General features: G+C 45.8%; 23 protein-coding genes. 13 read left to right on the top strand and 10 right to left on the bottom strand.

The annotated features are described in order from the left end of the window. Window positions 1-78 precede the first annotated feature (78 nt). Window positions 79-867, top strand: a complete 789-nt coding sequence (locus BET10_RS03720; protein ID WP_070983491.1) for a tetratricopeptide repeat protein — start codon at window positions 79-81, stop codon at window positions 865-867. Here BET10_RS03720 and BET10_RS03715 read toward each other — a convergent pair. Further along, window positions 864-3464, bottom strand: coding sequence for a sensor domain-containing protein (locus BET10_RS03715; RefSeq protein WP_070983490.1), 2601 nt, complete (start codon window positions 3462-3464; stop codon window positions 864-866). The two genes, BET10_RS03720 and BET10_RS03715, sit on opposite strands and share 4 nt — an antisense overlap. Window positions 3465-3631: 167 nt before the next feature. On the opposite strand from BET10_RS03715, the gene ubiD reads away from it, so the two are divergent. Then, window positions 3632-5107, top strand: coding sequence for a 4-hydroxy-3-polyprenylbenzoate decarboxylase (ubiD, locus tag BET10_RS03710; RefSeq protein ID WP_070983489.1), 1476 nt, complete (start codon window positions 3632-3634; stop codon window positions 5105-5107). Between the two features lie 77 nt (window positions 5108-5184). Further along, the gene (fre, locus tag BET10_RS03705) at window positions 5185-5898 is read left to right on the top strand and encodes an NAD(P)H-flavin reductase (RefSeq protein WP_070983488.1); all 714 of its coding nucleotides are present in this window, start codon (window positions 5185-5187) and stop codon (window positions 5896-5898) included. A gap of 67 nt (window positions 5899-5965) precedes the next feature. Here fre and add read toward each other — a convergent pair whose 3' ends face one another. From add to cyaY, 7 genes are all read right to left on the bottom strand, one after another. Beyond that, window positions 5966-6958, bottom strand: a complete 993-nt coding sequence (gene add / locus BET10_RS03700; RefSeq protein ID WP_070983487.1) for an adenosine deaminase — start codon at window positions 6956-6958, stop codon at window positions 5966-5968. Between the two features lie 135 nt (window positions 6959-7093). Then, window positions 7094-8203, bottom strand: a complete 1110-nt coding sequence (locus BET10_RS03695; RefSeq protein ID WP_070983486.1) for a heme biosynthesis HemY N-terminal domain-containing protein — start codon at window positions 8201-8203, stop codon at window positions 7094-7096. Beyond that, a complete protein-coding gene (locus BET10_RS03690) occupies window positions 8200-10005 on the bottom strand; it encodes a uroporphyrinogen-III C-methyltransferase (RefSeq protein WP_083330428.1) in 1806 nt (601 codons plus the stop codon). The genes BET10_RS03695 and BET10_RS03690 overlap by 4 nt, the downstream gene beginning before the upstream one ends. Further along, entirely contained in the window at window positions 10005-10940 is a 936-nt protein-coding gene (gene hemC, locus BET10_RS03685; RefSeq protein WP_070983484.1) for a hydroxymethylbilane synthase, read from the bottom strand. The genes BET10_RS03690 and hemC overlap by 1 nt, the downstream gene beginning before the upstream one ends. 20 nt (window positions 10941-10960) lie before the next feature. Continuing rightward, on the bottom strand, window positions 10961-11794 hold the full coding sequence (locus tag BET10_RS03680) for a DUF2914 domain-containing protein (protein WP_070983483.1): 834 nt from the start codon (window positions 11792-11794) through the stop codon (window positions 10961-10963). Window positions 11795-11809: 15 nt separating this feature from the next. Then, on the bottom strand, window positions 11810-12463 hold the full coding sequence (locus BET10_RS03675; protein WP_070983482.1) for an alpha/beta hydrolase: 654 nt from the start codon (window positions 12461-12463) through the stop codon (window positions 11810-11812). Continuing rightward, window positions 12463-12783 (bottom strand): iron donor protein CyaY, encoded by a 321-nt coding sequence (cyaY, locus tag BET10_RS03670; RefSeq protein ID WP_070983481.1) that lies wholly within the window; start codon window positions 12781-12783, stop codon window positions 12463-12465. The genes BET10_RS03675 and cyaY overlap by 1 nt, the downstream gene beginning before the upstream one ends. Window positions 12784-12905: 122 nt before the next feature. Here cyaY and lptM point away from each other — a divergent pair, with 122 nt between their 5' ends. The 8 genes from lptM (at window position 12906) to BET10_RS03630 (ending at window position 20118) form a co-directional block, all read left to right on the top strand. Further along, window positions 12906-13100 (top strand): LPS translocon maturation chaperone LptM, encoded by a 195-nt coding sequence (gene lptM / locus BET10_RS03665; RefSeq protein WP_070983480.1) that lies wholly within the window; start codon window positions 12906-12908, stop codon window positions 13098-13100. Beyond that, a complete protein-coding gene (gene lysA / locus BET10_RS03660) occupies window positions 13101-14354 on the top strand; it encodes a diaminopimelate decarboxylase (protein ID WP_070983479.1) in 1254 nt (417 codons plus the stop codon). It abuts the gene before it with no gap. Between the two features lie 66 nt (window positions 14355-14420). Then, window positions 14421-15251 carry a diaminopimelate epimerase gene (gene dapF, locus BET10_RS03655; RefSeq protein WP_070983478.1) on the top strand — a complete coding sequence of 277 codons (831 nt, stop codon included), beginning with the start codon at window positions 14421-14423 and terminating at the stop codon, window positions 15249-15251. A 17-nt stretch (window positions 15252-15268) separates the two neighbouring features. Next, window positions 15269-15895 (top strand): DUF484 family protein, encoded by a 627-nt coding sequence (locus tag BET10_RS03650; protein ID WP_070983477.1) that lies wholly within the window; start codon window positions 15269-15271, stop codon window positions 15893-15895. 8 nt (window positions 15896-15903) lie between these two features. Continuing rightward, window positions 15904-16842: a tyrosine recombinase XerC gene (locus tag BET10_RS03645; protein ID WP_070983476.1), complete on the top strand. Its 939-nt coding sequence runs from the start codon at window positions 15904-15906 to the stop codon at window positions 16840-16842. A 38-nt stretch (window positions 16843-16880) separates the two neighbouring features. Further along, complete coding sequence (locus BET10_RS03640; protein WP_070983475.1) at window positions 16881-17585, top strand: HAD-IA family hydrolase; 705 nt, start codon at window positions 16881-16883, stop codon at window positions 17583-17585. Window positions 17586-17683: 98 nt separating this feature from the next. Beyond that, window positions 17684-19171, top strand: a complete 1488-nt coding sequence (locus BET10_RS03635) for a peptide MFS transporter (protein ID WP_070983474.1) — start codon at window positions 17684-17686, stop codon at window positions 19169-19171. A gap of 68 nt (window positions 19172-19239) precedes the next feature. Continuing rightward, window positions 19240-20118 (top strand): dTDP-4-dehydrorhamnose reductase family protein, encoded by an 879-nt coding sequence (locus BET10_RS03630; RefSeq protein ID WP_070983473.1) that lies wholly within the window; start codon window positions 19240-19242, stop codon window positions 20116-20118. A gap of 75 nt (window positions 20119-20193) precedes the next feature. Here the strand turns inward: BET10_RS03630 and BET10_RS03625 are convergent, their stop codons facing one another. Both BET10_RS03625 and BET10_RS03620 read right to left on the bottom strand, forming a co-directional pair. Then, window positions 20194-20919 carry a hypothetical protein gene (locus BET10_RS03625; RefSeq protein WP_070983472.1) on the bottom strand — a complete coding sequence of 242 codons (726 nt, stop codon included), beginning with the start codon at window positions 20917-20919 and terminating at the stop codon, window positions 20194-20196. A gap of 116 nt (window positions 20920-21035) precedes the next feature. After that, window positions 21036-21875 (bottom strand): glycosyltransferase, encoded by an 840-nt coding sequence (locus tag BET10_RS03620; RefSeq protein ID WP_070983471.1) that lies wholly within the window; start codon window positions 21873-21875, stop codon window positions 21036-21038. A gap of 147 nt (window positions 21876-22022) precedes the next feature. Here BET10_RS03620 and BET10_RS03615 point away from each other — a divergent pair, with 147 nt between their 5' ends. Both BET10_RS03615 and BET10_RS03610 read left to right on the top strand, forming a co-directional pair. Next, the gene (locus BET10_RS03615) at window positions 22023-22715 is read left to right on the top strand and encodes a pseudouridine synthase (protein ID WP_070983470.1); all 693 of its coding nucleotides are present in this window, start codon (window positions 22023-22025) and stop codon (window positions 22713-22715) included. Window positions 22716-22782: 67 nt separating this feature from the next. Beyond that, window positions 22783-23160, top strand: a complete 378-nt coding sequence (locus tag BET10_RS03610) for a BlaI/MecI/CopY family transcriptional regulator (protein ID WP_070983469.1) — start codon at window positions 22783-22785, stop codon at window positions 23158-23160.

Below are 23160 nucleotides of genomic sequence, written 5' to 3'. Positions count from 1 at the left end.
GATATGGTATACCTCCTGCGGCCTTATCTGTGTCGAAGGAACAACTTAACTTTAAATATTAATCAAGGGAGTGGCCCTATGGCATCATTGCGCTTAGTCTATGCGCTTCATGAGTTCGTTGAAACATGCGTCATTCACTACAGACGCCCTTTGCTCATAGCCACCTCTTTGCTGTGCGTAGGCTATTTGGGTTACCAGTATCAACACGCTCAATCACAACAAAGCGCCCTACTAGCGCAGCCAGAAGTACACGATGTCTGGATCCTCAACATGGGACACCTTGAAACACAACGTAATTATCAAGCACAATATCGCGTCGCTCAAGTATTACAGGTGTCACAGACACACATTGAACTCTTGCAGGGCAGCTTTACCTATCGAAAGCTACGCGGTGCGCAGCGCGCCATTAAACTAGACTCCCTGATGTTAGATAGCTACTTTAGGCAGCAAACAATGACATTCGAACGCGCTGAATTACTATCTCTGTTTGAACGACAGGCCATCGATAGTGTCTATCGCCCTAACGATATTTATGTACTTGGCGGTATTGTTAAAAGGCGCGCCATACCCACTGCTATCAATCATCTACCTAAAGCTTCGGTAGCTTTAAACTCACACAATGACCAAGCCGTTACGTTATTTCGTCAAGGAGATTTTAAAGCAGCCAGAGCAGAGTTCTTACAGGCGGCTAAGCAAGGAGATAGTTGGGGACAATATAATTTGGCCGGTATGCTTAGACTGGCACAAGGTGGCTCACAAGATCTGAAACAGGCGATTTATTGGTTACAACAATCAGCAAAACAACACAACCCAAAAGCTCAGGAAGCCCTCTCAGCACTTTGCGCTGAGCACCCTAAGATGTGTTAGCAACCCTCGTTGAAACGCGCTAAATATACATCAAACTCATCCGGTGATAGAGGCTGGGCATGTAAATAGCCTTGTGTAAAATCACAGTCGAGTTGTTTCAATAACCCCAACTGCTCTGCAGTCTCAACGCCCTCAGCCACCACTTGTAGGTTTAGGTTCGCCGCCATGGAAATGATGGCGCTGACCAAAGCTCTATCTTCCGCATCATGGGGCAAATCACGGATAAACTCCTGGTCAATTTTCAGCTTTGAAAGCGGAAAACGCTTAAGGTAACTCAACGACGAGTATCCGGTCCCAAAATCATCAATTGCCAGCTCAACTCCCATATCACGAATCGCTCTTAGCTGCGTAAGAATACGCTCAGAGTTGTCAGCCAACACATTTTCTGTGATCTCCAAAGTGAGTGCGTGACTAGGTAACCCTGTTTCACGTAACACCGTTGCCACAAGTGTAGATACATCTTGCCGCTTGAACTGCGTGCTAGAAACATTAACTGTGACAAAGAAAGGCGTTTTGGTTTTCTCATACCAATGTTTGGCCTGTTTACATGCCTGAAATAGCACCCACTCTCCCATCGCTAGAATGAGTCCTAACTCCTCACTAACAGGGATAAATTCTCCAGGGGAGACGTCACCGAGTGTTTCACTGTGCCAACGTAGCAACGCTTCGCACCCAATGCGCTCGTTATCTTTGCCAAGAATTGGCTGATAGACAACTGATAGTTCCTCGTTTATCAAAGCCTTATGAAGCGCCCCCTCAAGCTGACTGCGCGCCTTGGCATTTTCATGCATCATGGAAGTGTAAAACTGAAAACAATTTCGCCCGTGTTCTTTGGCTTTATACATTGCGCTATCTGCGTTGCGTAATAGCACTTCTCTTTCATCACCATCGTCAGGGTAAAACGTAATCCCTATGCTGCCCGACACAAATGCCTCATGGCCTTCCAGTACAAACTGGCTTCTTAACTGATGCAAAATCTTATTGGCAATAGCTTCTACATCACGAGTGTGTTTAATGTCCGTCAGCAATATTGCAAACTCGTCTCCGCCCAGTCTTGCCACCACATCACTGCTACGTGTGCAATCCTGAATGCGCTGCGCCGCTTCAATCAACAGCAAATCACCTATATGATGACCAAGCGTGTCGTTGATCGCTTTAAAGCGGTCTAAATCAATAAAACAAATGGCAAAGCGGGTATGGTTTTCTTTTGCCGCTGCAAGTGTTGTATCAAACTTCTCGTGGTAATGATGTCGATTGGCAAGCCCTGTCAACGTATCAAAGTTGGCCTGCTGCCACATAAGCTGCTCATGATGTTTGCGAGAGGTAATGTCGTTGAACAACGCCACGTACATTTCAATATCACCTTGCTCGTCAAACACCGCTGAAACTTGTAACCAGCTCGGATAAACGTCTCCCGTTTTTCGACGATTCCAAATCTCACCTTCCCAGTGCCCCCGCTCATTTAAGGTTTGATAAAGTTGGTTGAAATAGGCTTTGCTATGGTGTCCTGAATTAAACATCGCTGGCGTCTGGCCCAACACTTCATCACTTTCAAACCCCGTGATCTGACTAAACGCACGGTTAACCATTTGAATACGGTTGTCTCTGTCAGACACCAACACCCCTTCGGTGGTCGTGTCAAATACGGTCTGAGCTAATCGCTGCTCACGCTCACGCGCGAGACGTTCGGTGATATCTTGTAACACATAGATATACCCTAATAGCTGCTGATTAATATCTAACACTGTGGTTTTAGTGATACTAAAAGTGCACTGTCCATTACCCAGCTCCAATGTGTAAGGCAATTGATAACACGTTGTTTGCTCAACACAGCTACTACGATGTAGTACTTCCCCAATCGGCTTATTCAATAACGTACCATTGGCAGAGAAGATATCTTGCACTCTTTTATTGACTGACAGTATTTGCCCTCGTTCGTCGGTAAAAATAAGCAAATCATCAATACCATTGAAAATGGCTTTTAGCCTCGCGCCTTGTGCCTCCGAGCGTCGCTTGGCAGCCCTTAAGCGTAACAAAAGTGCACCTAACACAAGAATCGAAACCAGCAAAATGGCGATGATTAATGCCAGTAACAACACTTTCAAGCTGCTCATTTGCTGGATTTCTTGTGTTTGTGCAGCAACTTGCTCTTCTAGTTTATTTTGGTAATACCATAGTGAATCTTGTAGCGCTCGTTGAGCACTTATATCATGAATGATTGAGAGTAGCTGAGTTTGTCCTGCGCCATCGACAAATGGCGTTGAGTAAACACTCACTGTGCGTAGGGTGTCATCCGCCAAGCGGTGGCGAAAGATAAAATAGTTTCGACCTTCACTTGCAGCCAGCGATCGTTCCTCTGCAACCTGCTCTGCGTTAAGCTGATTAATGTCCTGTATCAGCATTGCTTCGAGTGTCGTACGCGAAAAACCATAAAATTTTGCAGCTGCTTTATTGGCAGCGATAATTTGCCCCGACTGAGGGTTGATCACCAACATCACAGCACTGTGCTCTACAAATACTGGATCATCAACAGACAATGCATTCACCACACTGCTACAGAGCGACAGACACGCGATTATTATTTTTATTATTTTCATCCAGCCACCACAGACTTAAAGGCTTGAAAATGACTATAAAACAAAGCATATCCTTTGAAAACACGTTAAGGCACTAAGTATTGCACAATATCAAATAAAGCGCAGATTACTGCCATTTCAAAGTCAAGTTGATATACTGAAACCAAATTCAAGTACCCAGTAACGAAATGAAATATAAAGACTTGCGAGATTTTATCGCGCGCTTAGAAGCGCAAGGTGAGTTGGTACGTATCTCACAGCCAGTTTCCACTAAGTTAGAAATGACCGAAATCGCAGACCGCACACTCAGAGCGGGCGGTCCGGCGTTACTATTTGAAAACCCTATCGGTTTTGATATTCCCGTACTCGCCAACCTGTTTGGTACCGCCAAACGCGTTGCGATGGGAATGGGGCAAGAGGATGTCAGCGCACTGCGCGAAGTGGGTAAACTACTTGCCTTTTTGAAAGAACCTGATCCACCAAAAGGCATTAAAGAAGCGCTCGGACAATTACCCGCTTATAAGCAAGTTCTTAATATGCCTGCTAAAGAACTGCGTAAAGCACCTTGTCAGGAAGTGGTGCTCAGTGGTGGTGAGGTAGACTTAACTCAGTTACCGATTCAGCATTGCTGGCCAGGCGATGCCGCTCCGCTCATCACTTGGGGCTTAACGGTCACCCGAGGCCCTTACAAAAAGCGACAAAATCTAGGCATTTATCGCCAGCAACTGCTGGGTAAAAACAAAATTATTATGCGTTGGCTGTCTCACCGTGGTGGCGCGCTGGATTTTCAGGAGTGGTGTAAAGAAAACCCAGGTGAACCTTATCCCGTCTCCGTTGCCTTAGGTGCCGACCCCGCAACCATTTTAGGGGCAGTCACCCCTGTTCCCGACACGCTTAGCGAATACGCATTCGCAGGTCTGTTACGTGGCGCAAAAACTGAAGTCATCAAGTCTATCTCCAACGATTTACAAGTCCCCGCCAATGCGGAGATTATACTGGAAGGACATATCATGCCCGGCGAGCTAGCGCCAGAGGGACCTTATGGGGATCACACCGGTTATTACAATGAAGTTGATGACTTTCCAGTGATGACTGTCACGCATATTACGCACCGTAAAGATCCTATCTATCACAGCACCTATACCGGCCGCCCACCCGATGAGCCAGCTATTTTAGGCGTGGCACTCAATGAAGTGTTTGTGCCCATCTTACAGAAACAATTTCCTGAAATTGTAGATTTTTACTTACCGCCTGAGGGGTGCTCTTATCGCATGGCCGTTGTAACCATGAAGAAGCAGTACCCAGGTCATGCAAAGCGGGTGATGATGGGTGTTTGGTCATTTTTAAGACAGTTCATGTACACCAAGTTTGTGATTGTATGTGATGACGACGTCAATGCCCGCGATTGGAATGATGTCATTTGGGCTATCACAACTCGTATGGATCCAACGCGAGATACCACCTTAATTGATAATACCCCTATAGACTATTTGGACTTCGCTTCGCCGGTTTCGGGGTTAGGTTCAAAAATGGGGATGGACGCAACCAATAAGTGGCCAGGAGAGACAGATCGTGAATGGGGGGAGCCCATCGTTATGGATGATGTCACCAAGCAACGCGTTGATGAGATCTGGGACAGTCTAGGTATTAAGCTGGAGTCATAGGATAACCATCTTGGCTGTGATAAAGTGCTGATACTTTATACAAATAATCAATATAACCGCCGTGCTAAAGGTAAAATATGCAATTAGTTAAAGCTGAAGTGGCCGCCATCAGCCCACTTACAGAGTTTGTTCATAAAGTAACACTGACTCCTGAGGAGGCTGTTACATTTGAAGCAGGACATTACTTACAACTGGTATTGGGTGAAAAAGATAAACGCGCTTTTTCTATCGCCAGCCGTCCATCATTACGCAATGAGCTTGAGTTACACATCGGTGCCTCAGGTGCAGACTCATACGCCATGCAGGCGTTAGAACATTTGCGAGAAGCCCATCAAAGCAACACGCCAGTATCATTAGAAGTGGGCCTTGGTGTATCACAACTACGTGTTGATCACCAACGCCCAATCGTTTTGCTAGCCGGTGGCACGGGGTTCTCTTATGTGAAGTCAATGGCTGATCATCTGGCCGAAATTGGTTTTGACCAACCCGTTTTGTTTTACTGGGGCGTAAAAGATGAGTCTGCTCTATATGCAAAACAGGAAATGGAAGCTTGGGCTGCATCACGTAAAAACTTCCAGTTTATCCCTGTCGTTGAAAACCCAAGCGGTGATTGGCAAGGACACACAGGCTTTGTACATAAAGCAGTGATGAAAGACATCGTTTCATTAGAGCCTTACAGCATTTATATGGCTGGCCGATTTGATATGATTGGTATCGTACGCGATGACTTTATTAATCATGGTGCAGAGCGTGAGCACATGTATGCAGATGCATTTGCATTCATTAAGTAGCGAACAATGTTCTTAGAAAAAACGCGCCCAGATGGCGCGTTTTTTTATGTATTTAACAACGTGCCCATTAACCCCTAGCTAGCAGTGCTTTTTTGTCGCTGTCACTTAAGTAGGCAATCTCTAACGCATTACGCTGCGCTTGCTCAATATCGTTCTGACTTAGACCAGCCTGAGGAGCTGCCACCTGATACTCGTGTGCCAGTTCAATCCCCTGAACTGCAGGATCATCGGTGTTAATACACGCCAAAATGCCGTGGTCTAAAAAGCGTTTTAAAGGATGCGTTTCGAGACTTGCAACCGTGCTGGTTAGAATATTGCTTGTTAAACAAGACTCGATACCAATACGATTATCTCGTAAATAATCCATCAAAGCAGGATCTTCAATTGCCTTTACGCCATGGCCGATGCGTGTCGCGCCAAGCTCTTGAATAGCTTGCCAAATACTTTCAGCTCCTCGTGCTTCACCTGCATGAATTGTTGCCGCTAGATAGGCATCATGAACCTGCTTGAAGTGATCAATAAAGAGGTTGCCAGGAAAGCCGATTTCATCTCCAGCTAAATCCACTGCCACCAGGTCATTTTTAAAAGCCAACAACGCATCCAGTTCATATTGGCATTTTTCTACACCAAACGTTCTGGACATGATACCAATCAAATTCACTTTGATATCTTGACCCTTGGTAGCCGCTTTAACACCATCGACAACCGCTTCAACTACTCCTTGCGGGTGTAAGTTATGACTTTGGGCCATATAATAAGGACTAAAGCGCAACTCGGTGTAGTCGATATTCTGTGCTTGAGCATCCGCCACATTTTCCATCGCAATCCGGCGACATGCGTCATAATCTCCCAACACTTTAACGCCCCAATCTAACTTGGCCAAAAAAGCCATTAAATCAGGGGCATTGTCCAGCACCTGTACGTGCTCTCTCAGCCCTTCTAAGTCTTGAGCTGGCAAAGGCAAATTAAATTGCTGACCAAGCTCTAAAATCGTACTCGCTCGTACGTTTCCATCAAGGTGGCGGTGTAAATCAAGCAAAGGTAGGTTGTTATTGATCATAGGTCACTCGGCTGCAGATAAAATTTTGCGGATCATACGCGCCCCCAAATAAAGATCAAGGACACATGTCCATTTTTAGTATTGCTCAATATTAATACAAGTACAAAAAAGCCAGCACTCGGCTGGCTTTACCTTTTACCACTGATGGCGAGCAAGTTGATAAGCCCGCTGATACTGGCCTGTTCGCTCAAAGCTGTGCAGTGCAGGCTCGACCCAAATGGGTTGCCAATCCTGTTCAGGCAAACTTGCAAATATTTTTGCCGCAAGTTCAAAATCCCCTTCTGCATTCGCCATACAGGCTAAACAAAAAAGTAACTCGCTGTTTTGTTCCTGCTTCTTCAAGTTATTTTGAATCGCTTGAGTGAGCTTGGTATCACTACCTTTAGCATGTGCCAATACCGATGCAAGTTGATGGTACTGCCCCTTTTTGAGCAACTTTGCCAATACATCATGGATCTTGGCTAACTGCCCCTGACTGGCCATCGTTTGTAGGTAAGGCTGCTGAGCATGGGCCTGTACTGTCTTGGGTAACTGTGACAAATAGTCCGTCGCATCTTGTTGTGCTAGGTTAAAAAAGCGTTTAAAGAACCCTTGCCAGTAGGTCTCTGTCAAATCAAGTTGCTTGTATTTGCTCGACAATGTTTCAACAACTTCTGCCAGCTTTTGCTCTTGTAACAATCCATCAAGGTAACTACTCACCGCAGCGGCGCTGGGTTTTTTCTGCTGCATCGGTTGTGACAACAGCGCTAAAGCCTGCTCCGTTTGGTTGGCCTTTAACCATAACTTAGGCACTTGAGCTTGCCCCTCATCTGACATCGCTTGTAAGTGCTGCAGTGCCCCTGCTTGATCGCCAGACTGCAAAGCGGCTTTGGCTTGTAAAGCATGTTGCTGGTCTTGCCACTGAATCGGTGCATTGCTTTTAGCAAAGGCACTTTTCACGGCATAAGCATCGTCATTCAACATCCCCCAAAACGCTTGGTTTAGAGCTTGTTGTGACTTAGCACGTTTTTTATTGCCAAAATGTCCTGTGGTTTTGCGATAGATTTGCCATACTAACGCCAGCAGTTTCGATGCTAACCACGCACCTATTAGCGCCATAAAAAGCAAAATCACAAACGCCACGATGGTGCCTTCTATCGTCGTATCATTAAAGGCGATTAAAACATACCCTTTTTCGTCTATGAGTAAATGACCTGCCGCCATGGCCAAAGCAACCACGGCTATCACCATCAGCGTTTTAATCATTGTAACCACTCCTTGAGGGCTGTGCTGCTGCTAAGCTCAACCTGCGTGTTGAATTGCAGCCCCATGTTTTGCAATTGCCCTATTTGCTCAAGCACCGCTTGCACACCGTCATCGCGAGTATCGTAATATTTACTCAGCGTCTGCTTAGCAGACTCCAGCGCACTAAAAAAGATACTGGCTTGTTTGTCCATCAGGGCACTTTGCGCTTGAGATAGATGGCTACGCAATTGCGCTCTAAGTAGCTGCTGTTGTTCACTATCAAGCAACGGGTCAATCACCGCAACTTCACGAGTTCTGATTTTAATAAAGTCATCTACAAGATTCTGCCAAGTCTTTTTCAAATTACTTTGGAAATCATTTAAGTCGCTTGAAAGCTCGGTATTTTGCGTTTCTTTTGGCTCAGGGAGGTGCAACGTTTTCAAAGCCAGCTCGTCTACCTGCTGTAACATCCCATGTAACTTTAGATAGATATCTTCATATGCTGGCTTTGGCTGAGCCTGTAACATAGCGATATCAGTAGCTATAGCACTGAGCACAGCCGTATTGTCTGCCTCATTTTGCACGACTTCATACAAACGCTGTAATACGGCACTGGCGCCTTGAAAGTCTTGCTCTGCATTCGCCTTAAACTGTGCCATGCGTTGCAAATACAGAGCCTCGCTACTGAGGGCACCACTGATCTGCTGCTTGGCTTGAGAAAGCGCCGCTTGCAATTGCGCCTCTACCGTTTGTGATTGCATTGTAAGCTGCTGCTCAATCGCACCGCGCTGCCCTTGCTGCACGCTTTGCACAGATGCCAGTTGTGATTGAGTTTGCTTTAATTGTTCGCTGAGTAATGCATTATCGGCACGTAATTGTGCAAGTGCCGCATAAGTTTTGTCACTGATTTGCTGGCCATGAATGATGAGCCCTGCGGTCGCTGCGCCCCCTGTAAGGGCTACCAGTAAGGCTAAGATTGCAAGCTTACTGACTTTTTGTTTAAAAACTGGCTGAGGTGTGTGCGTTACGGTCTCAGGTTTTGCTGCTTCAGGTTGCTTTTCTTGCTCGCTCATATGGCTACCTTGCTGATGTTGATGTGGCACTATGCTTGTATAAATCGCCAGATCATCTGGCCCTTTTGCAACACTTATATGCGTTTTGCTAACGCCGTAAGTATCGTGTAAATAGCTTGCGCTACGCTGGCTTACCAAGAAAAAATGGCAACTTTTCAGCCAGTCGACATATTCACTTTGTTGACAATTAAACACCGCATCAATTGCTGCATTGCTGGTAATGACTATACCGTCAATTTGCTCTATTCGCCAGAGGTCTAACCAGCTGCTTGAGTCAGACTGTTCTGGCACACGTTGATAAACAGCACATATATTTAAAATCGCACCTCGCTGCTTAAACGTTTTGGCCAGCAGAGTTCTCCCGCCTTGGCCTTTTACCAGCACCACCTGCTTCGCATCTATGTTTTGTAACGGAGCAAGCGCCAATAGCCCTTCAGAATCTTGCTGAACAGGCGCAACTGCACTTCGAGAAAAGCAATCTTGTACTGCTTTAGCCGTTTGTTCGCCCACCGCAAATAGCTGTGCGTTGGTAGGTAGGGCATCCACTTGGGCGGCCAATTGCTTAACCGCATCCTGCGAGATAAATACAATTATATCTGCATCGCTTAGCGGTGCCAGTTGTGCCGCATTAAGCTCACAGGGTTCAATACGCAGCACGGGCGTATGTACATTGTAAATACCGTCTTTTTCAAGTAGCTGTGATAGTTGCAGCCCCTTTCCTTCGGGCCGCGTAATGGCAATGCGCATCATTAAGCGCCTTTATAAACCTCGGCGAGGATTTTATCTGCACCTTGTGCTAATAATTGCTCAGCCAATTCAATCCCTAATTGCTCTGCGTCCTCACTACGGCCTGACACTTGAGCACGTAAAATTTCGCTGCCATCAACAGCGCCCACCAACCCTCTTAGTTGCACCTGATCACCACTAACTTGTGCGTAAGCACCGATAGGCACCTGACAGCCTCCCTCCAAGCGACGGTTCATGGCACGCTCGGCGAGAACTCGAATTCGCGTTTCTGCATGCTCCAGTGGCGCTAACAGACTCTTAGTTAACGTATCATCACTGCGACATTCAATCCCTACCGCGCCTTGCCCATTAGCAGGTAAAGACAGCTCTGGCTCAATATAACTTGCGATGCGCTCAGACATTTCCAAACGTAGCAAACCTGCAGCCGCAAGAATAATGGCGTCATAGTCACCATTGTCTAATTTCGCTAAGCGAGTATTAACGTTGCCGCGTAAATCACGGATGTCTAGGTCTGGGCGCAATGCGCGAATTTGACATTGACGACGCAAGCTTGAGGTACCAACCACCGCCCCTTGAGGTAAGTCACTTAATTGCTTATAGCTATTTGACACAAATGCGTCTCGTGGGTCTTCACGCTCACAAATGGTGTACAGCTCTAAGCCCTCTGGAAACTCAACGGGTACGTCTTTCATAGAGTGCACGGCAATATCAGCACGGCCGTCTAACATTGCTTGCTCGAGTTCTTTTACAAACAACCCTTTGCCACCAATTTTAGCCAAAGGCGTATCAAGAATAATGTCCCCTTGTGTGGACATGGGCACCAACTCTACCTTGAGTTCTGGGTGAAAGTGCATCAGTTGTGCTTTAACAAATTCCGCTTGCCACAGCGCCAAAGCACTTTTTCTTGTTGCAATTCGTAGGGTATGTTGTTGTGTCATAGTCAACCTTTGATAGACCTTTAATCGGCCTCTGATAAAATTCGAAAAGATTTTTGCGCAAGTAGCTGACCTTGCTCGGTCACAACTTCCACGCGCCAAGGGCCAGTTTGGCTTGGCATGATATTTTTACTTGAATACGTACGAAAACGAATAGCACTGATTTGCAACGGGATCTCAGCCATTAGCTGGTCTTGGTGAAACCACAAGTGCTGCACCGTTTGCCCTTGCATATTGTTTATTTCTGTAAAGAAAAACAGCTTCTCAGTAAAATCTGTTTGCTCAAGGTGTTCTTTAAGTACGTCGATGGGTTCTCTATCTGCAATGCCGGTAGTCAGTACTGCTCGACTAACCAGATTACTGTCTATCTGTGCCCCCAGAGCAACATTAGTGATATTGGCATCCTCTGCGAAGGCATTGGCCGTTTCAATTTCATTGTCTGGCTGCTGCGACAGCACCGACTCTAGCTCGTTGATACCATCGTCAGTCACTACGTCAGTTGCCTCTACCGATTCTGCTTCACGCACGTTATCTGATGCCAAAACGAGTTCCTGCGTAGTAACGGATTCCACGTCTTGATCTGTTGACACATCGCTTGGAGCGCTAATGGTGTCAACCTGCTCACTGTCAGCAACTAATGCAGCCTCACTATCCACTAAAGACTGCGATTGGCTATCCATGGTTGTCATTTCAATGGCATTGACCGAGTTAAGTAAGCCATAGACAAGGGCCGCTGCGAACAACAACACCGCACTCGACGCTGCAAATATACGTCGCCAGTGCCACTGATAACTTACCTCAGTGCTTGCTTGTGGTACTTTGCTCACCGCAGTTTTTATAACGATCCTTTGTGTCATTGTTGCAGCTCCTAATTAAGACAGTGTTGCGATCAACCATTGACGGATCGCAATAAGTTCTTCGTAGCACACCTGATGAGCCATCGGGTAGTCTTGCCAGCTTACCTGATAACCCTGTTTGTGCAAGACGCTATAAGCTTGTTGCCCAGCTGACATCGCGACAACTGGGTCCTGACTGCCGTGTGCCATAAAGATGTTTAACTCACTTTGCTTGGCCTCAGCAGCAAGCTTTTGCGGCACGCACATGTAGGTAGACAACGCCATCACCCCGCCGAGCTTGTATTCAAGTCTAGGTGCCACATGTAAAGCAATCACTCCACCTTGTGAAAAGCCAGCCAAAATGATGCGCTCAGGGGCAATCCCTTTATCTAGTTCGCCTTGTATTAATGCCGCAACTGCCTCAGCAGATTCTCTGACCCCCGTTTCATCTGCCCGATTATCAAGGTCCATTGTTTTGATGTCATACCAAGCGCGCATCACCATGCCACCATTGATGGTGACGGCCTGCTCAGGCGCATGAGGAAAAATAAATCTAACACCGAGTTCATCTGGTAAATCTAGCTCAGGCGCAATAGGTAAAAATCCTTCGCCTGAATCACCTAACCCGTGTAGCCAAATGACGCTTGCTTTGTGCTGACCTTTGGCAGCGTATTCTACATACTGTAACATCAGTCATGCTGCCATTTGATTTGGGAACCGGCCTGACGCGTTGCCGCATCACACATAAATTGCCAGAACTCAGCACCAGAACGGTTGTCTATCCACTTATCTTCATGAAGTTCAAAGTGATGGCCATTAAATTTGGTCGCAACCCACACTTGATGCAACGGGGCTTGTTTGTTGATCACTATTTTGCTCTTATCAGCGAAAATGATCTCTAAAATGCCGGCCGCAGACTCATAGTCTAAATCGGCGTCACAGTCATCAATTTGTTCTTCTATGGTAAGCATTAAGGCATCAGCCAACTCATGGTACTCGGAATCAGTCATATGATATCCCTCATTTGTACAAAGTTTTAGCTATTCAAGCATGAAAATACTCGTTTCAATAGCTGCTTTTTTTACGAATTCTGTTACTCTGCGATTATAAAGGCACTGACATCATTAATCTAATGAAAGCGACACTCTCTCAATCTGGCTTATTATTTTTGTTAATCTTCACTACGCTTATCTTAGTAGGCTGTGGACAAAGCGGGCCACTATATTTACCCGAGCAGCAACCTAAGAGCACTAACCAAACACCCAAAGCATCAGATGCTAATACCAAGCAAAAAAAAGATGCGCTCAAGAAACAACAGGAAGGTTAGATGGATTTTTTTCAATACAAAGCACAACAGCTGTTTGCAGAGGATGTATCCGTTACGGATATCGCTAACCAGTATGGCACTCCATGCTATGTGTATTCTCGCAAAACATTAGAGCGGCATTACCACGCATTTACCGACGCAGCCGCAGGCCACCCTCACTTGGTCTGTTATGCCGTCAAAGCGAACTCCAACATCGCGGTGCTAAACGTGCTCGCCCGTTTAGGGGCAGGCTTTGATATCGTTTCTAAAGGTGAGTTAGCGCGTGTATTAGAAGCCAAAGGCGACCCGAGTAAAGTTGTCTTCTCTGGCGTGGCGAAAACCGCCGATGAAATCGCCTATGCACTGTCTCATAACATCAAGTGCTTTAACGTTGAGTCCAGCGCTGAATTAAAGCGTATCAGCCAAGTCGCCAATGAAATGAGCACCACAGCACGTATTTCGATACGTGTTAATCCGGATATCGATGCTAAAACACATCCTTATATTTCTACCGGATTGAAAGAAAACAAATTTGGCATCGATATCAAACAAGCCTTTGAAGTGTATCAATTAGCCTATGCTCTGCCTGGCATCGAAGTGGTGGGCGTTGATTTTCATATTGGTTCACAACTGACGGAAATAGAACCGTTTTTAGCGGCACTCGATAAGGTATTGGCATTAGTTGAACAGCTCAAAACTGCTGGCATAGAGTTACACCACTTAGACATTGGCGGTGGCTTAGGGGTACCTTATGACAGTGAGAAACCGCCTCACCCAAGCGCCTATGCTGCAGAGGTGAAAGCAAAGCTCAGCGCCTATCCTACGCTTGAGTTAGTATTTGAGCCAGGTCGCGCCATTGCCGCCAATGCCGGAATTTTAGTCACCAAAGTTGAATACTTAAAATGCTCACAGGGTAAACACTTTGCCATTGTGGATGCAGGTATGAACGACATGCTGCGCCCATCACTGTACCAAGCTTGGCAAAATATTATTGCAATTAACCCTCGTGATGATGGCACGCCCACACATAACTACGATGTGGTAGGGCCGGTATGTGAAACGGGTGACTTTCTTGGTAAGAATCGACCTCTGGCGATTCAAGAGGGCGATTTGCTAGCGCAGCGCAGTGCGGGGGCTTATGGTTTTACCATGAGCTCCAATTATAATTCACGCCCACGGGTTGCCGAGCTTATGGTAGACGGTGATACGTGCCACCTTGTGCGCCAAAGAGAAACGTTATCTTCGCTTTGGCAGGGCGAACATTTATTACCTTAATTTATTAATGACAGCGGTGCCCCTTGCATGGCAAAGTTAACTCATCAGGAGTTTTATTAAGACATTATGTTTGTAAATTTTTCAAAAATGCATGGCTTGGGCAATGATTTTATGGTGGTCGATAACATCACCCAGAATGTATTTTTGTCCCGTGATCAAATTAAGAAACTCGCAGATAGAAACTTTGGTGTAGGCTTTGACCAACTACTCATGGTTGAAGCGCCCTACTCGCCTGAACTTGATTTTCATTATCGTATTTTTAATTCCGATGGCAGTGAAGTTGAACAGTGTGGTAACGGTGCGCGCTGTTTTGCACGCTTTGTGCGTATGAAAGGGCTCACTAATCGCCACAAGGTATCCGTTTCGACTAAATCGGGCAATATTACGCTTTATTCAGAAAAAGATGGTCAGGTGACCGTCAATATGGGACATCCACAGTTTGCGCCGGCCAGTATTCCGTTCAAAGCCAGTAAGCCTGAGCTAACTTACATTATGCGCGCGCAGGAACATACGGTATTTTGCGGCGTGGTCTCGATGGGTAATCCGCATTGTGTTCTTGAAGTGGATGACATTGAAACTGCCGACGTGGAAATCTTAGGATCGCTTTTGGAAACACATGAGCGATTTCCTGAGCGTGCTAACATTGGTTTTATGCAAATCCTTAACCCTGAACATATTAAGCTCAGAGTATGGGAGCGTGGTGCACAAGAAACCTTAGCCTGTGGCAGCGGCGCTTGTGCCGCCGTGGTGGTGGGCATTATGCAAAAGAAACTAGCCAATACGGTTCGAGTTGATCTGCCCGGTGGTAGTTTGCAAGTTCGTTGGCAGGGCGAAGGGCACAGCGTCAAAATGACCGGACCCGCTGAGCATGTATTTGATGGACAGATCTCGTTGTAACAATACTGGGGTATATCATGAGTACAAAAACAAACCTTGATGAGCAATCAATCTGTGATTACTTAAGCCGCCACCCGGATTTTTTACTCAATCATCCCTATGTGTTGTTGGAAATGGATCTACATGGTAAGAGTCAAGGCTTACCCAACCTGGCACTGCAGCAGCAACGCTTACTCAGAGAGCACAATCAACAGCTCAAACAACAGCTACAGGGCATGTCTCACAGCGCTTTAGAAAACGAACAGATATTCAAATTACTCAGTGAATGCCAAAGACAGCTGTGGCACTGCACGAGCTTTGATGAGCTTGCCATAGCGCTTGCTGATACCTTAAGCCGCCCAGCAAATATCATGAGCTGTCAATTGCTCCCATATGACACAAGATTCAGCCAATTAGTAAACGCTCGCTTACTCAATAATGGTGTTTATCTTGGCCGTTTATCGAAACAGGAGCAACAACAGTTGTGGCCAGATAATGATGAAGTACGCTCAGTGGCGCTTTATTTAATTGGTAACCGTGACAAGCCCCAAGCCATCTTGGCGTTTGCCAGTGACCATGCTGAGCACTTCTCGCCAACCAATGACATTTTATTTATGCAAGAGTTTGTCACAACCTTGCAGGTACGCTTAAGCGCTCTGGCTTAAGGCAAAAAATGGCAGACCAACAGGCCCTCAGCGAACAGTGGCAGCAACCCATTGCTGACTTTATGGACTATTTACGCCATGAGAAACGTTACTCGGCCCATACACTGAGCCAGTATCAAACACAATTGTTACAGGCTGCGGAGTATTTTTCACCGCTCGCTAATGACTGGCTGAGCGTCAGCAGTGAGCAAATTCGCCGCTTTAGTATGCACTTGCGCACTAAGCAATATAACCCGCGCAGCATCAACCTCAAACTCAGTTGTATTCGCAGCCTCTACAAGTTTCTAAAAGCGAAATACACCTCACACAGTACCTTCACCAATCCAGGTGAAGGTATTAAAGGCCCCAAATTTGACAAGCCGCTGCCTAAAAATCTCGATGTGGACCAAATGGCACAACTGCTATCTATTGGCGATGATGATGCCCTAGCAATCAGAGATAAGGCTATGATGGAGCTGATGTATTCAAGCGGCCTGCGTATCAGTGAATTAGTAAATGTCAATCTGGGTGATATTCGCGACGGTGAAATTAGGGTGCTGGGTAAAGGCAATAAGGAGCGCGTGATCCCCGTCGGAGGAAAGGCGCTCGAGGCTTTAGAGAGCTGGTTAGCGCTGCGAACACAATTTGCCAACGAAGGTGAAGTGGCGGTTTTTTTAAGTAAGCGTAAGCAACGTATTTCTATCCGTCACGTACGTGAGCGCATGAAAGAATGGGGCCTAAAACAAGGTATTAGCACGCCCATCCATCCTCACAAGTTACGCCACTCCTTTGCCAGTCACATGCTGGAGTCCAGTGGTGACTTAAGAGCGATTCAAGAGATGCTGGGGCATACCAGTCTGTCAGCCACGCAAGTGTATACCCATGTCGACTTTCAGCATCTCGCTAAGGTATACGACAAAGCACACCCAAGAGCGAAAAAGCGCCGTTCAAATTCTGATGAACATTAACACTATGTGTAACAACTCAAATCAAAAAGGCAGTCAATATGAGGTTTAATCGGGCGATAGACAAAGTGAAGGTATTGAGCTTTGATTTAGACGACACCCTGTACGACAATCACCCCATCATTCGCTCAGCGCTACAAGCGCAGCATAACTATTTGCTAAAGCTCTCCCGATGGCCAAAACAAGACGCCCAGTTTTGGACGAAATGCCGTAACCAAGCCGCACAGGCAACTCCTGAACTGACGCATGATGTAACTGCCTGGCGACAACAAGCGCTTTATATAGGCATGCTCACCTGTGGTTACAACGAATCGGAAGCACGTATTCACGCGCAACAAGCCTATGAGGCATTTGCTCTGGCTCGCAGCCAAATCACTGTGAGCGAATCGGTACTGGAATTGCTCGCCAACCTAAAGCAACATTACACACTCATTGCTATTACCAACGGCAATGTAGAGGTCGATAAATTCAACCTTGCGGGTATCTTCTCGTTGGTGCTCCAAGCCGGTAAAGATGGCCGTGCAAAGCCCTATAGCGATATGTTCGACGTTGCAGCGCAACAACTCAACGTAAACCATAGTAACATTCTGCATATCGGCGACAGCTTAGATACCGATGTCCAAGGCGCGAATGAGGCGGGCTGTCACAGTGTATGGCTGAATGATCAAGACTCGCGCTATCACTATCGGGGGCTACCTGATATAGAAATAAATAATATCAATCAGTTACGGATTCTTGTTCGCTGATTTATACGCCACCCGGTTCAGCTGAGATGGTTGCAATATGTGATGGTTTGACGTACTAATAATGGTTCACACGAGAAATATAATAACGGAAGTGAACTATGTCATCACAGGATACAGGCTTTTTTGGTCACCCAAAGGGCCTCTCAACTCTCTTTTTCACTGAAATGTGGGAGCGCATGAGTTACTACGGTATGCGTGCCCTACTAGTTTTATTTATGACCGCCAGCTTACAACAGGAAGGCTTAGGCTTTACTGTAGCTTCAGCTGCCGCAATCTATGGTTTATACACCGGTGCAGTATATTTCCTCGGATTACCGGGAGGTTGGGTTGCTGACCGTCTGTTAGGGGGGCAAAAAACCGTCTGGTATGGTGGTATCATCATTATGTGTGGCCACATAATTCTGGCCATTCCCTCTGAACATTCCTTCTTTATCGGCCTTATTTTTGTGGCCCTAGGTACGGGTTTACTCAAGCCTAATATCAGTGCCATGGTCGGTCAGCTCTATGACTCAGAAGATGAACGTCGTGACAGTGGCTATGCCATTTACTACATGGGCATTAACATCGGTTCAGTCATCGGTTACTACGTCTGTGGTTACTTTATGGAAAACGCGGGCTGGCACTACGCATTTGGTGCGGCGGCGGTGGGTATGGCCGTTGGTCTTATCCAATACCGTAAAACCATCGGCAATATTGAGGGTGTGGGCAATGCACCAACCAATCCCTTTGCGCCTGAACAGGCTAAAAAGGTCTGGATGGGAATCGCCCTACTGTTGCTAGGTGTTGCAGCGATAACCGCACTTACCTACGCCGGTGTTATTGTGATTAACCCTGTGATCTTAGCCCAGTATGTGGCAGTTGCCTTTACTGTTATTTTCTTTGCTTACTACGCGCTGATTTATTTTAAAGGTAACTTATCTGAAGACGAAAAGAAGAAAATGTGGGCGCTGTTTTTTGTCTGTGTTGCCTCAGCTTGTTTTTGGTCTGGCTTTGAACAAGCTGGTTCGTCATTGAATTTGTTTGCCCGTGACTACACCGACCGTATGGTTGGCTCCTTTAGCATTCCAACTGCTTGGTTCCAATCAGCAAATGCCATCTTTATCATTATTCTATCGCCATTTTTCGCAGCGCTGTGGATAAACCTTGCCAAACGCATGATCACCCCATCATACAACCTCAAATGCGCAATTGGTCTTGTGATCATGGCCAGTGGCTTTTTGGTGATGTTTATGGCTTCACAATACGCTGCACAAGGCTTGAAAGTAGCACCTTACTGGTTGATCACCACGTACTTTTTACACACGGTGGGCGAGTTATGTTTAAGCCCTGTTGCACTCAGTGCGGTTAGCCGCCTCTCACCACAGCGCTTTGCAGGGCAGATGATGGGCGTGTTTGTACTCACTTACTCTATCGGTAATATTATTTCAGGCTTGTTAGCGGGTAACTTTGACCCTAACAAAGTTGAAGAGATGCCCAACCTGTACTTGCAGATCAGCTTATTCAGTATTGGCGTAGGTATCATTATCGCGCTACTGAGTTTGAAATCAAAAAGCTGGGAGCATGAACAACAGCCAAGCCAGTCATAATTTGTTTTTTCAATGAGTTAATCTTGTTAAGCTAGCGGCTCACTATCGGATAAATAGGAAGAGCCGCTATGCAAAAGGTTATGATCACCGGTGCAACAGGACTGCTGGGTCGCACACTATATAAAACCCTCAAACATGAATTTGCCGTAGTTGGCACCGGATTTAGCCGTGCTACAGCGCCTATTTTACCCCTAGATTTAGCAGATCAGCAGGCCGTTATTACCTTTTTAGAGTTACATAAGCCCACGGTGTTAATTCACGCCGCCGCCGAGCGAAAACCCGATGTTTGCGAAAATTCGCCACAGCAAACCATTGCTTTAAACGTTGCGGCTAGCGAGTTTTTGGCCAAAGAGTGTGCAAAGCGCAATATCCGTTTGTTGTTTATCAGTACTGACTATGTGTTTGATGGCCAAGATGCGCCATATTATGAATCGGCCACACCTAACCCGTTAAACTTATATGGTCAAACCAAACAACAAGCGGAACAGGCAGTGCTTAACGCGTCACCCTTACACACCATTATTCGTGTCCCCGTGCTCTATGGTGACGTCACCTCGCTAAACGAATCCGCCGTTACTGTTATCGCCACCCAACTCAAACAAGATGACCAGACCAGTCATGATAATTGGGCTATTCGCTACCCAACTCATGTTGAAGACATTGCCTTTACATTGCGCGACTTACTCATACAACCTGAAGCACTCGGCGGGATTTTTCATATTTCAGATAGCCAAGCAATGACAAAATTCGACATGGCCTGCGTGATGGCAGATATTTTAGGCTACCCAAGCGAACTACTCACTCCACAAGGTAAACCGACACAAACTGCGGCGCGCCCATACAACTGCGCATTAGCCGATTCACGACTAAAACCGTTGGGGATTGCCTATAGCAGAGATTTTAAGGCAGCGGTTGGGGATATCATCAATGGTGCAACCAACAAGTAAGATATGAGTGTAAATGAAAATAATTATATGGAGCCATAGAACATGGCTCCAACTTGTCTTGTAATTTAGATAAGCTTAAAAGCTGCTTGTACAGGTTGCTGTTGCGGTCACATCTCTTTGCTTAGAAGCGCCATTTAGCATCCAATAGCCATTATTTTGTGATAAACGAACCCACTCACCATTACCCTCGAACTTGCCAGATATTTTCGTTAAATAACAAACAGTGTTCGCTGATGACGCTAGAATTTTCGCTGACTCTCCCTGCTTCCAAGTATAAGACTTTAAACTAGGATTATAACGACTTAAACACGCTGCACTTGCTTTTACACTATGCTGATCTGAGCTACCACCCAAATATACTCCATAGCTGGTATTTTTAACTTCAATAACCTCTTTCCAGCCTTCAAATTTACCAGCCATTGCTGTTAAAAAACATACATTGTGTCGATCACCTAGATACAGGTCACTTTGCCCCTGCTCCCACGTATCAAACTGTGTATATTTGTCGCCTTTTGGGTTAGTTACACATGTTGCTGTCGCCTCAACTGAATCTTGATTCGACTTGCCACCTAGGTAGTAACTCGCACCAATTTTTTTTACGTGTACTGATTCACCCCAACCTTCAAAGTGACCTTGTACGCTTGATAAAAAACACACACGATCACGTGAAGTCCCCAGACTCACCTGATTTTCTCCTTGCTTCCAGTGGAACTCACTGTATTGATATGAACTAGCATTCGCAACACCACTTAAAGTCGATGCGCCAAGCACTGCCAAGAAGCCTAATTTAGATAAAGTCATAAAGTTTCCTTTTCATATAAGTTATTGAGCGCTGTTCGAGTCATTGAACAGCGGCGGCATAATAGCATACAAGCTCAACACGTAAACTTATTAGGAACAGTTTTTTACAAAAAAAATCATCTAGTTACAAAAGCTTCACTACTCAGCTTAATCAACCAATTTGGTAACGGGTATTTCTTATACACAACGTCCAAGAAACTATCCCAAGCCATCTTTTGTAGTCTCTCGATTTCAGCCTGCGGTACTGTTCCCTGATAAAACTGCCCAAAGTCCTTCAAAAACTGTACATCACGGCGGCAACTGTTTTTCGCATAACCTTTACCTGCATAGTGGATAAAATCCGCTGCAAGATAGTCATCATGGCCAAGCATATCCATACGGTTAAAGCTGTGGTCAAATGACTGATGAGCAATACCATGTTTATGTAATGTATAGTTAAAATAGCTTTGATCATAATGAGTTATGGTATTACACACCTGTTGCAAATCGCTAAGCTGAGTTTTCTGAAACAAGGGGCACTCATTCGAAGTGAGGATGATACCCGCATTGTAATAAACGGGTCTATTATCGTTACGAGGCCAGTCGACCTCGCCCAATGCTTTGCATACTTGCGCTACATCTTCTTCTCGCTCTTGAATTACCCCTTCATCAAACCAATATGCGGTTTTCATATCTGGATATAATTCAAATACATCCCGCGCATGAGGTGTGATCAACACGTCTGCATCTACATACAAAACACGATCATATTCTTTTAGCAATTCGCCTATTCTTAGCTTTTCAGTCCAAGCTGGACTCGCATTGTACTTTGGGTTTTCAATTACGATTGGATAATGTAGCTGATCTGACACAACTAAATCCGCCCCCACTTTTTGCGCATAATGCTTAAAGCTTAATATTGCCGCTTGATACATGGGGTTATCACCAATGGCGAGGGTAAAGGTGGCTTTTTTCATAACTCAACGAGCTCCTTTTTTCGTCGGGGTATTTTACCCCAAGAAGGTAAAAAACCACGATATAAAGTTTCAAATCGAGTATTTTTCGTAAAAGCCATAAAGCAGAATGTGTTATTCTGGTTGATATTTCCTATCTTTTTTACACTCATGACACACCCTATACGCCTTGCCAAATACCTCGGTCATGCTGGAATTTGTTCCCGCCGTCAAGCATCTCGCCTGATTGATGCAGGTCAGGTCATGGTCAACGGACGACCCGCCAACCATATCGACCATGTGACTCCCGCTGACTTGATTACAGTTGCAGGTCAACAAGTGATGGGCCCTGCCAAAAAAGTGTTATACGCGTATCACAAACCCGTTGGTATTGACTGCAAGCTGAAAATGGATGACCCATCGAGCCTGATACATCATCTACCCCATGGCGAGCGTGTCTACCCGATTGGCAGGCTAGACAAGGATTCTCGAGGCTTATTGTTGCTAACCAATGACGGTGAGCTGTGCCAACGTCTTATTCACCCCGATCACCACGTAGAAAAGGAATATTGGGTAAAAGTAGACCGCCCACTGGATGCTAATTTTTGCCACACCATGAGCACCGGCATTCCCATTGACGGACAACTGACTTTGCCTTGTGAAGTCAGCTTACTTGCCCCTAGTCGCTTTAAGATTGTGCTCAAGCAAGGCTTAAATCGACAAATTCGTAAAATGGCCAAGCATTGTGGCTATCGTGTCATTGACCTGTATCGTGCGCGAATCGCGGCTTTTGAGCTTGATTCGACGTTGCTCAGCGAAAATCAATTTCATCCGCTCTCCCTAGACGCCCTTAAATTAGATTAAAAATTGACTTGACGTTTTTGATTACAGGTGTAATCTTAACTCATCGATTACATTTGTAGGCAATAATATGATTGAACTTTCTAAAGCGGAATTTGCCGTGATGGAAGCCCTATGGCAGGGCTATCCGGCTAAAGCCAGCGACATAGTTAAACGCTTGAGTGATGATACACAATGGCATGAAAAAACCATCAAAACCCTAGTCAGTCGCCTAGTAAAAAAGCAAGCGGTGAGTTTTGAAAAACAAGGTCGAGAATATATCTACACCCCCACAATAGGCCGTGAAGCATACACCCTAAAAGAAAGCCAAAACTTTATTGCACGCTTATTTCGTGGGCGCGTTGCGCCGCTAGTCAGTGGTTTTGCTAAAACTGAGCAGCTCTCTCAGCAAGATATTGACGAGCTCAAGCAAATCATTGAGCAATGGGAACAAAAGCAAGGAAAGTAA

It is taken from the genome of Pseudoalteromonas amylolytica, assembly GCF_001854605.1.
Classification (GTDB): Bacteria; Pseudomonadota; Gammaproteobacteria; order Enterobacterales; family Alteromonadaceae; genus Pseudoalteromonas; species Pseudoalteromonas amylolytica.
Note: the sequence above shows the minus strand (reverse complement) of the source record. Positions and strands in the feature narration are given on the sequence as shown.

What these genes read in the sequence shown, in the direction of transcription:
- BET10_RS03720 (WP_070983491.1), top strand. Translation starts at nt 79, where the DNA reads ATGGCATCATTGCGCTTAGTCTATGCGCTTCATGAGTTCGTTGAAACA.
- BET10_RS03715 (WP_070983490.1), bottom strand. Translation starts at nt 3,464, where the DNA reads ATGAAAATAATAAAAATAATAATCGCGTGTCTGTCGCTCTGTAGCAGT.
- ubiD (WP_070983489.1), top strand. Translation starts at nt 3,632, where the DNA reads ATGAAATATAAAGACTTGCGAGATTTTATCGCGCGCTTAGAAGCGCAA.
- fre (WP_070983488.1), top strand. Translation starts at nt 5,185, where the DNA reads ATGCAATTAGTTAAAGCTGAAGTGGCCGCCATCAGCCCACTTACAGAG.
- add (WP_070983487.1), bottom strand. Translation starts at nt 6,958, where the DNA reads ATGATCAATAACAACCTACCTTTGCTTGATTTACACCGCCACCTTGAT.
- BET10_RS03695 (WP_070983486.1), bottom strand. Translation starts at nt 8,203, where the DNA reads ATGATTAAAACGCTGATGGTGATAGCCGTGGTTGCTTTGGCCATGGCG.
- BET10_RS03690 (WP_083330428.1), bottom strand. Translation starts at nt 10,005, where the DNA reads ATGATGCGCATTGCCATTACGCGGCCCGAAGGAAAGGGGCTGCAACTA.
- hemC (WP_070983484.1), bottom strand. Translation starts at nt 10,940, where the DNA reads ATGACACAACAACATACCCTACGAATTGCAACAAGAAAAAGTGCTTTG.
- BET10_RS03680 (WP_070983483.1), bottom strand. Translation starts at nt 11,794, where the DNA reads ATGACACAAAGGATCGTTATAAAAACTGCGGTGAGCAAAGTACCACAA.
- BET10_RS03675 (WP_070983482.1), bottom strand. Translation starts at nt 12,463, where the DNA reads ATGTTACAGTATGTAGAATACGCTGCCAAAGGTCAGCACAAAGCAAGC.
- cyaY (WP_070983481.1), bottom strand. Translation starts at nt 12,783, where the DNA reads ATGACTGATTCCGAGTACCATGAGTTGGCTGATGCCTTAATGCTTACC.
- lptM (WP_070983480.1), top strand. Translation starts at nt 12,906, where the DNA reads ATGAAAGCGACACTCTCTCAATCTGGCTTATTATTTTTGTTAATCTTC.
- lysA (WP_070983479.1), top strand. Translation starts at nt 13,101, where the DNA reads ATGGATTTTTTTCAATACAAAGCACAACAGCTGTTTGCAGAGGATGTA.
- dapF (WP_070983478.1), top strand. Translation starts at nt 14,421, where the DNA reads ATGTTTGTAAATTTTTCAAAAATGCATGGCTTGGGCAATGATTTTATG.
- BET10_RS03650 (WP_070983477.1), top strand. Translation starts at nt 15,269, where the DNA reads ATGAGTACAAAAACAAACCTTGATGAGCAATCAATCTGTGATTACTTA.
- BET10_RS03645 (WP_070983476.1), top strand. Translation starts at nt 15,904, where the DNA reads ATGGCAGACCAACAGGCCCTCAGCGAACAGTGGCAGCAACCCATTGCT.
- BET10_RS03640 (WP_070983475.1), top strand. Translation starts at nt 16,881, where the DNA reads ATGAGGTTTAATCGGGCGATAGACAAAGTGAAGGTATTGAGCTTTGAT.
- BET10_RS03635 (WP_070983474.1), top strand. Translation starts at nt 17,684, where the DNA reads ATGTCATCACAGGATACAGGCTTTTTTGGTCACCCAAAGGGCCTCTCA.
- BET10_RS03630 (WP_070983473.1), top strand. Translation starts at nt 19,240, where the DNA reads ATGCAAAAGGTTATGATCACCGGTGCAACAGGACTGCTGGGTCGCACA.
- BET10_RS03625 (WP_070983472.1), bottom strand. Translation starts at nt 20,919, where the DNA reads ATGACTTTATCTAAATTAGGCTTCTTGGCAGTGCTTGGCGCATCGACT.
- BET10_RS03620 (WP_070983471.1), bottom strand. Translation starts at nt 21,875, where the DNA reads ATGAAAAAAGCCACCTTTACCCTCGCCATTGGTGATAACCCCATGTAT.
- BET10_RS03615 (WP_070983470.1), top strand. Translation starts at nt 22,023, where the DNA reads ATGACACACCCTATACGCCTTGCCAAATACCTCGGTCATGCTGGAATT.
- BET10_RS03610 (WP_070983469.1), top strand. Translation starts at nt 22,783, where the DNA reads ATGATTGAACTTTCTAAAGCGGAATTTGCCGTGATGGAAGCCCTATGG.